The organism is Streptomyces cavernae, from assembly GCF_004023625.1.
In the GTDB taxonomy this organism is placed as follows: domain Bacteria; phylum Actinomycetota; class Actinomycetes; order Streptomycetales; family Streptomycetaceae; genus Streptomyces; species Streptomyces cavernae.
The window spans coordinates 168,934-182,775 of the sequence record NZ_ML137710.1 but is presented as its reverse complement, the minus strand read 5'-3'; the positions used below and the strand labels follow the sequence as shown (position 1 = coordinate 182,775).

Genomic DNA, 13,842 nt, shown 5'->3' with positions numbered 1-13,842 from the left:
GCGACCCCCGCTGCCTACGACTGCCTTTTCGCCTGGAACGCAAGATAGCGGGGGAACTCCCACCGTTCCGGATACATTTTCTCCGTCTCGGCGTCCGGGAACAGTTCGCGGATTTTTTCGATGCCCATTCCGTTGGACTCCAGCGCCCGTGAATAGGAGGTCATCGAACGCAGATAGTGGACGACCTCCGAGCCCTCGCGGTCGTCGGTGGATACCCGGTAGCGCCAGGCGACGCGGATCTGCGATTCGAGTTCCGCCCTCGGGTCGTACCAGGGCTTGTCGAGGTACCCCGCGTAGGCGGCCCAGTGGGCGGGGTGCGGAATGGTGGCCACGAGGCGGCCGCCGGGGGCCAGGAGTTCGGCCACGGACCGCAGGGTCGCCGTGAGGTCCGACACGCACATCAGTACCATGTTCGCCACCGCGATCTGGTACCGGCCGCGCCGGGCGGGAGCGCCGAAGGACTCGATTTCCTGCTGGTAGTAGCGGATATTCGACGCCGAATGCTTCGCCCGTGCGATGGCGATGCTCTGGAAACTGGGGTCGGTGGCGTCGACGTGTTCCGCCGACTTCGCGAGAATGCCGGTCAGATAGCCGGTGCCGCAGCCCACGTCCACCACGTTCGCTGCGGAGAGGCCCGGGAGGTCGGTCAGCAGGTTCTCGATCGCCGGGACCAGGACCCTGCGGTAGGAGATGTCAGCACCGGATTCGATCTGCTCGAACCGCAGATCGGCCACGGCGTCCCAGTCCTTCCCCGGCGCCAGCCAGGGTTCGGCCAGACGTCCGTCACTGTGCACACTGCGGCCAGTATCGACCATTCTGCCACTTCCACTTTCCCGGATTCCGATTCAAGCTCGGTTTCTCGGATCATTGATGCTCGGAAATCTTTGGCTCGTCAGTCTCGCCAGATCCTCGGCCAGTACGTGCGGCACACTACCATGTCGAAAACACTCGATTACGAAAACGGTAGTTGAAATGTAGTGGCCGAAGTAGACCTCCGAGTCGTCCTGGTTGTAGCGGATCATGGTGAAGCGGCTCTTCGGGGTCCATGAGGCGTCTGCGTACACATGAACATCGGCGCCGCGCTGCGAAGCGAGGTCCGCCTCCCGGACGAGACGCGGCACACACAGCGTCAACTCCCCGAGTTCAGCCTTTCGCAGCAGTGCGTCCATCGTCGACTGGTTGTCCCGGGCAAAACTGAGATCAACGGTGAAGATGACCGCCTTGCCGTTCTTCCGCAGAAGCTTCTCCATCGCCTTGTGGCTGTCTTCCTCAAGGCCCATGTAGAACGGTTTTCCGTCCTTGAAGTTCTGAATCTCGAGAACGATGGCGATCGTCACCAGAGCGGTGGCCACCAGAATCAGCACGGGTTTCGAATCACCCAGGAACCCGATGTCGGAAATCCCTGTGACCGTCCCCACGTATCCGCCGAGCAGTGTGAAGATGATCGTCCCGTGACGGAATTGCTGCAGCACCGGTGCGCCCCCTGAGAACCGAGACCGAGACCTAGCCTTACCCGTTGCGCCGCCGGCCTCCCCCGTGCCGGAACGTCAAGGAGCCGCTCCCCTGGAAGATACGGAACCCCAGTCGGACAGAAGTACAGCGTGCAGAGGCCCTGAAAGCACGGCACCGACGCCCCGGAGCCTCGGGGGCATCAGGGTCCCATTCTCGCCGATCACCGTAGTTCCTTACCAGACCCCGTAGTTGACATGACGGCATCTCGAACCAGGGCCCCCGGGAAGCGCGAGCGAGCGACGGAGGAGGGCAATTGACGGGAATGCAGATGCCCGAGCAACCAGACACCAGTAGGGCGCCTTCCTGCGACATCAGCCAAACGAACCGAAGAGCAGTTCGACTCACGACTCGGTCACGGACCCGACGGGAAGTGGGAGAGAGAAGGCCGAGGCACGGTCGTCCAGTTGATATCTACCGTCCCCCCAATTCCCCACGCCACAAGGTAATTCGCGCCGATCGCCCGGTCGCGGAGCTCGTACACAGCGAGAGGCGTCATGGTGACGCAGCGTCACCTCTCGGCGTTCCCGCCACGACTGCCGCGACGTGACCAGGATCACTTTTCGGGATGCGGAGGCAACTGATCGACCGGAGAACGGTCCTTGTCAATGACGAAGCGCGGAGCGTGACGGGCCGGTGATCGTTACCTGCCGGGCCGTCAGCCAACAGGTGAACAGTAAGTTGACACACTGACACATTTCATGAATGTATTACGCAATATTCACCTGAGTGAGCTATCCGGCGTAACCCGGGTGAAAGGGGCATCGTTGTGCGTCGTGACGCATGGGTGCCGGAGGTCGGCCGCCAGGGGAGGGCGGCGTGAGCCACACGGGGGCTGAGTGAAAATCACATTCCTGCTGCACAATGCCTACGGCATCGGCGGCACCATCCGCTCGACCATGAACCTGACCAGTGCACTGGCCGAGCGTCACGAAGTGGAGATCGTCTCCCTGGTTCGCACCCGGGACACACCGTCACTCTCCGTCAGCTCCAAGGTGCGGATGAGTTCACTGATCGACCTCCGCAAGGACTCACCCGCGTACGAGGGCGACCACCCGCTCGCGGCGTACGAGTCCGCCGTGGCGCCACCGACGGAGATCAAATCCGGCGGCTACAGCCGGCTCACCGACGCCCGGCTCGCCGACTTCCTGCACGCCACCGACAGCGACGCCGTGATCGCGACCCGGCCCACGCTGGTCGTCGGCCTCGCCGAATACGGCCAGGACCGCTACGTCCGCATCGGACAGGAGCACCTCACCTACGACAGCCACGCCGTCGACGTCCGGGCGGCGCAGGACGCGGCCATCGGCAGGCTCGACGCGTTCGTCACCGTCTCCGACGCCGACGCCGCCATCCACCGCACCCGGCTGCCCGGGCTGACCACGAAGATCCTGGGCATCCCCAACGCCTGCCCCACCCCGCGCACCGCGCCCGCCCGCGGCGAGGCGAAGCTCGTCGTCGCCGCCGGCCGGCTGATCCCGATCAAGCGGTGGGACCTGCTGGTGCAGGCCTTCGCGAAGGTGGTCGCCGAGCGCCCCGACTGGCGCTTGCGCATCTACGGCCGCGGCCGCGAGGCCGACACGCTGCGCGCGGCGATCGACGAACTCGCACTCAACAACCATGTGTTCCTCATGGGAGCGCACTCACCGATCGAGACCGAATGGGCCAAGGGCGCCATCGCGGCCGTCACCTCCGACAGCGAGTCCTTCGGCATGACCATCGTCGAGGCCATGCACGCCGGATTACCGGTCGTCGCCACCGACTGCCCGCACGGCCCCGGAGAGATCATCACCAACGGTGAGGACGGGCTGCTCGTCCCCGTCGGGGACATCGACGGCATCGCCGAAGGACTGCTCGCCCTCATCAACGACGAGCCCCGCCGCCGCGCGATGGGCGAACGCGCCCGCGTCGCCGCCGGCCGTTACGCCCCCACGCTGATCGCCGAACGCTATGTGGACCTGATCGGCGAACTCCGTGCCGCACACGTCTCACTGGCGGGCGGCACCACGAGCGCCACCACCACCTCCACCAGGCCCGCCACCGTGAAGCCCGGCACGGTGAAGCCCGGCACCGCCGCGTCCGGAACAAGCCTTTCCCAGACCACCGTCTCGGGAACCAGCGCCAGGATCTCCGGCGCCCGGCACCCGGCACCCCTGCGCCGGCTCGCCGGGCGGGTGCTGCGCCCGCTGCGCCGGGCCGGCTCGGTCACCGCCGCCCGTACGGTCGCCGCCAAGGCGTCCACGGCGGTGGCCCGCTCCGCCAGGGTCAAGCCCGACAGCAAGCCCGGAGCGCTCAAGTCGCTGCGCCCCAAGGGTGGGTGCCGCATCGACACCGACGGCGACATCGTCGTACGCATCGCTCCCGCCGGCGTCTCGGGGACCCGGCTGACGCTGACGGTCGGCCGCCGCCGGGGCAAGGAGCGCATCCGTATCCCGCTGCAGGCGCCGACCGAGCCCGGGGAGCCCTGGACCGCCGTCATCGAGCGGGGCGCGCACACCATGCCGGAAGGCCGCTGGGACCTGCACGTCGAGCGCGCCGCGGACGGTGCCCGGCACCGTGTCGTGGCCGACCTCGTCGAGCAACAGGGCCTGTTGACGGTGGCGCCCGCGCCACGGGAGCCGCTCGCCTGGCGGATCCCCTACACCACCGCGGACGGGTTCCTGGCGGTCCGGGCCTGGCACCGCCCCCTGCACGCCGAGACCACCGCGGTGCACGTCAACGACGAGCACCTGACCGTCGAGGGCACCCTGTACGGGGCCGACTGGCCGGACGAGCTCACCCTCGTCGCCGTCTCCGGCCGCGGCCGCATCCCGGTACCGGTCCACCGCACGGGCACCGCCGGCTTCCACGCGACGGTGTCGTTCACGGCGCTGGCCGAGGCACACTCCTCCGACTGCGTCTGGGACCTGGTCCTGCCGTCGGGGAAGACGGAGGTCCGCGTCGGCCGTCTCCTCGGCGACATCGTGGAACGCCAGAAGACGGACACCTACCCGACGACCGAGTACGCCCCGGACGCACCGGAACTGCCCGGCCCGCTGCGTATCCGTCCGTACTTCACCGGGACGAACGACCTCGTGATCGGCGTCAGAAGCGCGAAGTGAGCCGGCAGTACCGCCGTCGGACCGGGCACCGGCCCCGTCCGACGGCGGAGATAGGCTCCGCCACATGACTGACAACACTGACGCTTCTGTGTACGACGTTGAGATCGAGGCCCTGCAGGGCGGTTCCGCCGACCTCGGGCAGTTCCGGGGCAAGGCCGTGCTGCTGGTGAACGTGGCCTCCCGGTGCGGGCTGACCCCGCAGTACGCCGGCCTGGAGCGGCTGCACGAGCAGTACGCCGCCCGGGGGTTCAGCGTGCTCGGGGCGCCCTGCAACCAGTTCCTCGGACAGGAACCGGGCACGTCCGAGGAGATCGCCGAGTTCTGCTCGGCGACGTACGGTGTGACCTTCCCCATGACCGAGAAGATCGAGGTCAACGGGGCCGGTCGGCATCCGCTGTACGAGCGGGTCGTCGGTTTCGCCGACGCGGAGGGGCACAGCGGGGACATCCGCTGGAACTTCGAGAAGTTCCTGATCGGCCCCGACGGCACCGTCGTCGCACGGTTCTCGCCGCAGACCGAGCCCGAGTCGGCCGAGGTGGTCGCCGCGGTGGAGAAGCTGCTCGCCGGCTGAGTGCCCATGAGGCGGGGCCGGCTCCCACGGGCGGATGCCGAATGAGTACCCACGGGCAGAGGCTGGCTGAGTACCTACGGGCAGAGGCCTGCTCAGTACCCACGGGCGGATGTCGGCTTCCTACCGGGCCATGAGGGGCGTTTCCGTGGCCGGGCGGACCCCGCCCGGTGCGGCGGGCGGGGTCGGTGGGCTCAGCGCAGTTCCTCCGGGCAGCCCGTCCCCCTCGGGAGCTGGTAAGGCGCTGCCAGACGGTACGTTCCCGGTCGGGGCGCGAGGAGTTCCGTCCACGTGTCGCCGTGGGCGTCCTCCGCGGCCTCCATCAGACAGCCGTTGAGGTTCTCGTACGTCTTGGGGGCGTCATCCGCGCGCTCCTTGGACTCCTCCGTCTCCCTGGGCGGCTTCACGCTCTGGCCCTCGGCGTCGACCAGGCCCAGCCACGGCGAGTACGGGATGCGGATCAGCACCCGGCCCGCCTGCTTCACCTTGATGGTCAGCTCGCCCTGCTCCGCACGTTCGACGGCGGCCGGCGGGTCGGCCAGCGGGGTCGGGGCCTTCACCGCGAACAGCTGCCAGTTGGCGTCGCCCCAGATCTGCTTCAGATACGGCATGCCGCGCTGCACCAGCGCGCGCTCCCGTTCGCCGCCGTCGCCGTCCGGCTCGCCCTTCGGCAGCACCACGTAGTGGACGGCCCAGCGCTTGAGCCACTCGTGGTAGTTGGCGGAGTTGAGCGTGTCGTCGTAGAAGAGGGGGTTGCGTTCCATGTCCGCCTGGCGGTTCCAGCCGCGGGCCAGGTTGACGTACGGGGCGAGCGCGGACGCCTCACGGTGGGAACGGGCCGGGACCACCTCGACCCGGCCCTTCTCGGCGCCCACCACCTGGAGCTGGTTGACCAGCGGGGCCAGTTCCCGGGCCCAGGACGCCGCGGGCTGCGTGTGGATGATGTCGTCGACCGTCTTGATGCCGATCCACGTGGTGAAGCCGGCGAAGGCCACGACGATCGCGTACCACCTGCGTGACTTCGGCGCCGCGAACGGCAGCGCCGCCAGCAGCGCCACCCCGGCGAACAGCATCGCCAGACGGGTGATGTTGGAGCCGATCTGCGAACTGATGATCCAGACGAGCAGCACGGACAGCCCGTAGACCGCGGCCGTGATCCGGACCGTCACCCACTGCCGGGGGACGAGGAAGTAGACGAAGGCGGAGAACAGGAACGGCAGCGTGGTCGAGGCAAATGTCATCGGCTGGGTGCCGGAGAAGGGGAACAGCCAGGCGGACAGACCGACCACCGCGGCCGGGGCGAGACCCAGGGCGTACGCGCCCGGCCTGCGCTTCTGCAGGAACAGCGCGACCGCGACCAGGCCCACGAAGAGGCCCGCCACCGGGGAGGCAGCGGTCGCCAGGCCCGCCAGCGGGGCCGCGCAGAGAGCCTTCGCCCAGCGCTTGTAGCGCCAGCGGTACGGCCAGCAGAAGACGACGGCGGTGGCGCCGAGGGCGAAGGCCATGCCGAGACCGAAGGTGACCCGGCCGGAGATCGCGTTGCACAGCAGCGCGAACACGCCCGCGACCGCGGGATACAGCGGTCTGCGCACGGCACGGCTGCGCATCAGGATCAGCGTCAGCAGACCCGCCGAGACGGTCCCCGCGATCATCATCGTCGTCCGCACCCCGAGAACGGACATCAGATAGGGGGAGACGACGCTGTACGAGACCGGGTGCATACCGCCGTACCAGGCGAGGTTGTACGCCGAGTCCGGGTGCCGCCCGACGAACTCGGCCCAGGCGTCCTGCGCCGCGAGATCGCCACCGCTGTTCGCGAAGGTGAAGAACCAGACGACGTGCAGGACGCCGGCGAGCCCGGTGATGAGGGCGGCCGGGTGCTCGGTGAAGCGATGGTGCCCACCTTGTCCACGGGGATCGTGACCGGGGCGGAGACGCGGGGCGGACTCCTCCGCGGGCGGTGTGGCGTTCACGGGGCCTTCCGGTGCTGCCGGGCTTTCCGGTGGCGTGGGACCTTCCAGTGTTGCCGGTCCTTCCGGTGGCGTAGGACCTTCCGGTGCTGCCGGTCCTTCCGGTTCTTCCGGTGTTGCCGGTGTTGCCGGTGTTGCCGGTGTTGCCGGTTCTTCCGCTGCCGGGGGACCTTCCAGCGCCGCAGTGCCTACCGGTGCCGCGGGGCCTTCCGGTGCTGCCGGTTCACCTGGTGCCGCGGGGCCTTCCGGTGGTTCGGGGCCTTTCGGTGTCGCGGGCGCGTCGGCCGTTGCAGTTCGGGCCGTGGGTTTCGCGGGCTCCTTGGGCACCGTGGAGCCTTCGAGGTCCGCGGCGGGGGCGGGTTCTCCCTCGCCGTCCGGAGTGGGCGCGGGGTCGTTGTCGTGGCCCGGGGCGACGGCGGGCTTGGCGTTGTGGTGCTGGGGGTGGGGCGCGCCGGCGTGGTCGGACGTGCGGTGGGAAGCCCTGGTGGTGGGCTTCGGGTCCGGGCGGGCCGGACCGGGTCTCGTGGTGGACTGCCCGGGTGTCTCCGTGGTGCGTTCGGGCAGCCGTATTCGCGGGCCCCGCCCCGAGGATCGTCCCGGTCCCCGTCCCGCATCGGCGTCGTCGGCGTGCGTCGGCTCCGCAGTGGCCACTGTGCTGGCACTCCCCGTGTCGTACTCGGCCGGGGCTCGCGGCTCCCGACCTGCCCCGATCTCGCGACGCTAGCACGCACCCCGCCGAGGAGCGCCCGGTTGGGGCTCCGCCGACGGGGTGCGGCTGCTGGCTGCGTGGTCCGGCGCTGTTCCTCTTACTGCCTCTTACCGGCCCGGTGCCGGTCCATGCACCGGGCCCGCTGAACCGGGCCGCGCTGGTCAGGCGCCGGCCCGGGGACGCTCCTTCTGTCAGCTCACCCGGGTCAGCTTGGCGCCGAAGCCGGGTTCGGTCATTTCGGACTTCAGGGCGACGGGCACCTCGACCGCGTCCCCCGTACCATCTCCGACGTCCAAAACACCCACCTTGGTTCCCGCCGCGGCCGATTGCGGAATCGTCTCGCCGCCGTCGGCGAGCGTCAGCTTGACGGTCTGTCCGGCCCAGCCCACAGCCGAGACGTCCTTGGTGACCACCACGGGCGTGCGCCCGCCGAGCCCGTTGTCCACGTAACCGACGACATCGCCCTTCGAGAGGATCTTCTCCGAGGTCAGCACGTCCCGCGCGGCGATCATCGCGTCCTTGCTCACCCGGATGACGGTGTCGATGATCGGCGCCTCGTGCTGGCCGAGGATGGCGCCGACGACGGTCACCGTCTCGCCGCCGACGTCCTTGGTGGCGGCGAAGAGCAGGTTGCCGCCCGCCTTGGTGGTGGTGCCGGTCTTGATGCCGATGGCGCCGTTGTACGGAACGAGCTGGTTCCAGTTGCGCCACTTCGTGCCCGACGGGTCGACCCAGCTCGGCAGCTTGGTGATGTCCGTCAGGGCGGGCATGTTCACCAGCTCGTTGCCCAGCTTCACCTGGTCCTCGGCGGTGGAGACGGTCGTCTCCATCAGCCCGGAGGGGTCGGTGTACTTGGTGTTCTTCATGCCGAGTTCCTTGGCGGCGGCGTTCATCTTCTTGACGAACGCGGCCTCGGAACCGGCGTCCCAACGGGCCAGCAGGCGGGCGATGTTGTTGGCGGAGGGGATCATGATGGCGGCGATGGCGTCCTTCTCCGTCAGCACGTCGCCCTCCTTCACCGTGTTGAGCGTGGACTCCTTCTCCTTCTCGTCGAGCTTGCCCTCGGCCTCGGCCTTGGCGTCCACCTCGATCTTCGCGCCACCCTCGCCCGGCTTCATCGGGTGGTCCTTCAGGATCAGATACGCCGTCATGGCCTTGGCCACCGAGCCGATGGCGACCGGCTTCTGCTCGCCGAAGTTGTCCATCGTGCCGATGCCGTTGACGTCCAGCCAGCCCTGGCCCTCACCGGGCCACGGGAGCTGGACCTTGTCGCCCTTGAAGGCGTGCGTTCCGGCGGCCGTCAGCGTCAGGGACGGAGTGGGCAGCGGGCGCAGGGCCTGTACGGTCGCAAAGATCACCGCGAGCAGGATGACCAGCGGGGTCCAGATCTTGACCCGACGCACGAGCGTGCGTACGGGTGTCTCCGGGGTGTTGGTCAGCTCCGCGAGCAGGTCCAGCGGGGGCTTGGGGGGCAGCGGCTGCTGGGCGGTGCGCTCGGGGCCCACCTGCGGAATGGCGGTGGTCTGGGTGGAGGAGGCGCGCGGAGCGGCGGGGGGCGGGGTGTTCTGGACCTGGGCGGGGGGCTTCGGCCGGGTCTGCGGCTCGTCGAGCGACTTCAGCGCGACGAACTTGCTGGTCCGCTCCGAATCGGACTCGACCTTGGGCTTTTCGTCACCCTTGCCCTTTGCCTCGCCCTTGTCCTTGTCCTCGCTCTTGGGCGTTTCCTCGCCCTCGCCCCCACCCCCGTCTTCGGCCGGGGCCTCGCCCGAAGCCTTGCCGGCCGGCTTGTCGTCCGGCTCGGACTTGGCGTCGCCCAGCTTGAGCATGGTGGTGGGCTGATCGACGACACGCCGCGGGGTCTTGAAGACCGCGGTGGGTTGATCGACCGGCTTGTCCTCGGGGCCGGACTCGCCGTCCGTCTCCCCTTCCGTCTCCCCTTCCGCCTCCGCGTCCGCCTCCGGCTCGACGTCCGGCTCTCCGCCCGACTCGGCGTCCGGTCCTCCGTCCGAGTCCGACTCGGCGTCCGGTCCTCCGTCCGAGTCCGACTCGGCGTCCGGTCCTCCGTCCGAGTCCGACTCGGCGTCCGGTCCTCCGTCCGAGTCCGACTCGGCGTCCGATCGCCCGCCCGACTCGGCGTCGGTGTCGTCTTCTTCCTTGGAGAGGTCGGAGCTCTCGGTCGTACGAGGATCGGTTACGGCATCCTCCGACGCGCCGGAGTCGACCACCTCGCCGGATTCGCCCATTTCGGCCGGTTCATCCGTCTTTTCGGACTCATCCGATTCGGCGAGACCGTCGGCTTCACCGGACTCATCCGACTCGCCGGAGCCAACGGATTCGTCGGACTCGCCGGACTCGCCGGAGCCGTCGGAGTCGCCGGGTTCACCGGATTCGTCGGACTCGCCGACGGGGCGCGCCTCCGCGTTCGCCGACTCCTCGGCGTCTTCCTCGGCGTCGTCCACGGCGCCCGCGACATCCACGTCACCCGCGTCGTCCAGATCCTCCGAATGGTCCGGTTCATCCGGCTCTTCGGCTTCATCCGCTTCCGCCGCGTCTTCCGGCTCCACAGCGCCTTCCGGCTCCCCGGCGTCCTCCGGCTCCCCGGCGTTCTCCGGCTCCCCCAGGCCCTCGGAACCCTCCGGCTCCGTCACGGCCTCCGCCTCGTCGGCGCTCTCCGCCTCATCGGCGGTCTGCGGGCCGTCCGAGCCGCCGACGCCCTCCGTGGCCTCCGCGCCCTCCGCGTCGTCCGCGGAGGCCACCCAGGCCGCCACAGCCGCGCGCAGGCGTGCGTCGCCCTCCGTCGGGAGCTTGGCCGCGAAGCGGGCGGAGGCCGGGGCGGCCCCGGGGTCGGTGTCGGACACGGAGTCGGACGCAGCCTCGGGGTCGGATTCGTCGTCGGCGGACACCAGTGCCCGCGTGGAGAAGACCGCCGTCGCCTGATCCACCCGTGCCGCCGCGGCCACGCTCTCGCGGGCCACGGCGAGGCGCGGATCGGAATGAGCGGGAACCGCGGAGGCGTTTCCCCGCGTCGGCTCAGCCGACGGCTCATGCTGCTTCGACCTGTCGGGGGACTCGCCCGCCACCGATGCCTCCTCCGTGCGCCGCAACGCCACAACCGAAAAAACCCGCCGGACTCACTGTCCGAACCATGTACCAGTGTCCTGTGTGTGGGATTGACCCCTGCGGTAGACGAGAACGACATACCTACCGGTTCCACTACGAAGCGGTCACGCACCCTCGACAGACCAATGTGAGAGGGGTCACCCTGTCATTCATCCACGCGGGGAGGCATGGATGGGCAGGAGCCGCAGAACAATTCCGGAGGAGCTTCTGCTGCTGGCATTGGACCCGGCCACGGGTACCACTGCACAGCCGCAGTCGCTCGACCTCGGTCTGGCCGGAGCACAGCTAGTGGAGCTGGCGCTGGCCGGACGGATAGCCCCAGACGGGGATCGTATCGCCGTGGTCGTGCCACGGCCGACTGGAGATCCGACATTGGACTGCGCGTTGGAGTTGCTGCGAAGGCGTGGCGCTCCGGTGCGGGCGGTCCATTGGATCGGCGGGCCCCGGCTGGGGCTGCGCCAGACGTATCTCTCGCACCTGGAGCGGTGCGGCATGGTGCATGCCGTGGCGGGCCAGATGTGCGGGGTACTGCCGACGACGCGCTATCAGGCGACGGACACGGAGATCAGCCGGGAGATCAGAACCCGGCTGGACAGCGCCATCCGCACCGGTGTTCCGCCGGACCCGCGGACGGCCGCGCTCGCCGCGCTGGCCCACGCGGTCGGTCTCGGCAAGCATCTGTATCCCGGGAACGAGGGGCGGTCCTCCCGCTCCCGCCTCAGGGATCTGATCCGGCACGACCCCATGGGCGGCCTCGTGGCGCACGCCGTGATGGACGTCCAGAACGGCGTGGCGGCTCAGCCGCGCCGCAGCCCGGCCCCGGCCGGCCGTCAGGCCGCCCCCGGGGGCAGGCCCGCACCGGAACCCGCACGGGGCGTTCCGATGCAACCGCGTCGCGGGTCCATGGCCCGCGCCGTGGCCCACTGAGCCGCGGGTCCACGGCACGGCACCACCCCGGACAGCACCGAGCACGACGGAGCAGCACCGGGTCCGTAACGCACAGCAGGACGCCGCACCACAGTCCCCAGACCGGTTCGGGAGCCGCCGGCCGCGCGGGGCGATGAGCTGTACGTCCGTCCGTACCGAACGGGCGGCGACACGGCCCACCGCCCCGCGCCGCCGCATGTACGGCGCCGTGCGCGTCAGCAGCGCGCCAGCACGTGCGGGCACGTGCGCGTCGGCATTTTCGGGGGCGCACGGCTTCAACTGACGCGTATCCGCCGCATATCCGGTGTTTCCCAGCGGTAAGAAGCACCATGGTGGCAATCTGCTCGGCAGCAGATACGCAAAGTCGAGGCTCGCAGCCGGAGGTGCACGTCCTGTGGCGTCCAACGTCAATCCCACCGTCAGGCGACGCCGCCTGGGTCAGGAGCTCCGTCGGCTCCGTGAGCTCAAGGGCATGACGGCCGAGGAGGTCGCCGAGCGCCTGCTGGTGTCGCAGTCGAAGATCAGCCGTCTGGAGAACGGGCGGCGCAGCATCAGCCAGCGCGACGTCCGCGATCTGTGCGGGGTCTACGAGGTCGAGGACCACCGGATCGTCGACTCGCTGATGCAGATGGCCAAGGACTCGCGTCAGCAGGGCTGGTGGCACTCCTTCGGCGACATCCCGTACAGCGTCTACATCGGCCTCGAGACCGACGCGGCCAGTCTGCGCGCCTACGACCCGCAGGTCGTCCCCGGCCTGCTGCAGACCCGGCCCTACGCCGAGGCGCTGATCGCCGGCGCACTGCCGGAGACCGCCGCGGCTGACATCGACAAACGCGTCCAGGTCCGCATGCGCAGGCAGGAACGAATCTCCGCGCCGGACAACCCGCTGCGGCTGTGGTCCGTGCTCGACGAGGCGGCGCTGCGCCGGGCCGTCGGCAGCCGCCATCTGATGCGTGAGCAGCTGGAGTTCCTGGTCGAGCAGTCCCAACTGCCGCATGTCACCGTGCAGGTGATCCCGTTCGACATGGGCGCGCATCCGGGGCTCAACGGCCAGTACGCGATCCTGGAGTTCCCGGACGCGGCCGATTCCAGCGTGGTCTACATCGAGGGCGTCACCAGCGACCTCTATCTGGAGAAGGCCAACGACGTGCAGAAGTACAGCGTCATGTACGAGCACTTGCGGGCGCAGGCGTTGAACGTGGAGCAGTCGCGGCAGTTCATCGGGGAAATCGCGAAGGAATACGCCCGCTGAGGCAGTTGGGGACCGCCTGAGGCCCATCCGCAACGTGAGCCGCTGCACTATACACGCCTGCACGCCCCAGTGGAAGACTCATGCGGTATATGCCACCCAGTCGAGTGAATAGCCATCTCGTCCACCGATGTTGGCGAGTAGCGTCGATCACGCCATCCAAGAACAACGTTGGCGCAAACCACGCTGTGCGTTCCTGCGCGAATGCCGCAGTGCGGTGACAGCAACTCACAACAGAGCCCCCCGGAGCGAACATGGCAATTCAGCAAGGCGCCACGGATACCTGGACCAAGTCCTCGTATTCCACGGGCAACGGCGCGTGTGTCGAGGTCAGGTCCCCCCTCGTGCGGAGCCTGGCCGTGCGTGACTCGAAGGTGCAGGACGGCCCGGTACTGGCCTTCCCCGCCGACTCGTGGAACGCGTTCGTGGCAGAGGTGAGCCGAGGGTCCTTCGACCTCGACTGATGCCTCTACCGTCTCGACAACTTCATAAGCACCACCGATGAGCCCTCTCGACTGACCGCCGTCTCAGCCGAGAGGGTTCGGTCTGCCGCCGGGCAACCGGCCGGACCGACTCCCGCCCCTCCGCCCGACTCCCACCAACCGCCCGCCCAACTCCCGCCACCCCTCCGACGAATCCTCAACGCCACTTCGTCCGCGCACGGTTCTCCACATCTGACGCTATGTCAG

At 69.0% G+C, this 13,842-nt stretch carries 9 protein-coding genes; 5 read left to right on the top strand and 4 right to left on the bottom strand.

Annotated features, from left to right (window positions below):
- Positions 1 to 14: 14 nt before the first annotated feature.
- Positions 15 to 815 carry a class I SAM-dependent methyltransferase gene (locus EF387_RS04350; RefSeq protein WP_128375128.1) on the bottom strand — a complete coding sequence of 267 codons (801 nt, stop codon included), beginning with the start codon at positions 813 to 815 and terminating at the stop codon, positions 15 to 17.
- Between the two features lie 30 nt (positions 816 to 845).
- Positions 846 to 1,472, bottom strand: a complete 627-nt coding sequence (locus tag EF387_RS04345) for a hypothetical protein (RefSeq protein ID WP_128375127.1) — start codon at positions 1,470 to 1,472, stop codon at positions 846 to 848.
- 876 nt (positions 1,473 to 2,348) lie between these two features.
- On the opposite strand from EF387_RS04345, the gene EF387_RS04340 reads away from it, so the two are divergent.
- A complete protein-coding gene (locus tag EF387_RS04340; protein WP_128375126.1) occupies positions 2,349 to 4,610 on the top strand; it encodes a glycosyltransferase family 4 protein in 2,262 nt (753 codons plus the stop codon).
- Between the two features lie 64 nt (positions 4,611 to 4,674).
- Positions 4,675 to 5,181, top strand: coding sequence for a glutathione peroxidase (locus tag EF387_RS04335; protein ID WP_128375125.1), 507 nt, complete (start codon positions 4,675 to 4,677; stop codon positions 5,179 to 5,181).
- A gap of 191 nt (positions 5,182 to 5,372) precedes the next feature.
- Here EF387_RS04335 and EF387_RS04330 read toward each other — a convergent pair whose 3' ends face one another.
- Together EF387_RS04330 and EF387_RS04325 are read right to left on the bottom strand one after the other, a co-directional pair.
- Positions 5,373 to 7,043: a glycosyltransferase family protein gene (locus EF387_RS04330; protein WP_128375251.1), complete on the bottom strand. Its 1,671-nt coding sequence runs from the start codon at positions 7,041 to 7,043 to the stop codon at positions 5,373 to 5,375.
- A gap of 1,005 nt (positions 7,044 to 8,048) precedes the next feature.
- Positions 8,049 to 10,937: a D-alanyl-D-alanine carboxypeptidase gene (locus EF387_RS04325; RefSeq protein ID WP_128375124.1), complete on the bottom strand. Its 2,889-nt coding sequence runs from the start codon at positions 10,935 to 10,937 to the stop codon at positions 8,049 to 8,051.
- 211 nt (positions 10,938 to 11,148) lie between these two features.
- Here EF387_RS04325 and EF387_RS04320 point away from each other — a divergent pair, with 211 nt between their 5' ends.
- The 3 genes from EF387_RS04320 (at position 11,149) to EF387_RS04310 (ending at position 13,617) form a co-directional block, all read left to right on the top strand.
- The gene (locus EF387_RS04320) at positions 11,149 to 11,904 is read left to right on the top strand and encodes a GOLPH3/VPS74 family protein (protein WP_128375123.1); all 756 of its coding nucleotides are present in this window, start codon (positions 11,149 to 11,151) and stop codon (positions 11,902 to 11,904) included.
- Between the two features lie 394 nt (positions 11,905 to 12,298).
- Complete coding sequence (locus EF387_RS04315; protein WP_128375122.1) at positions 12,299 to 13,156, top strand: helix-turn-helix domain-containing protein; 858 nt, start codon at positions 12,299 to 12,301, stop codon at positions 13,154 to 13,156.
- Between the two features lie 251 nt (positions 13,157 to 13,407).
- On the top strand, positions 13,408 to 13,617 hold the full coding sequence (locus tag EF387_RS04310) for a DUF397 domain-containing protein (protein WP_128375121.1): 210 nt from the start codon (positions 13,408 to 13,410) through the stop codon (positions 13,615 to 13,617).
- Positions 13,618 to 13,842: the final 225 nt, after the last annotated feature.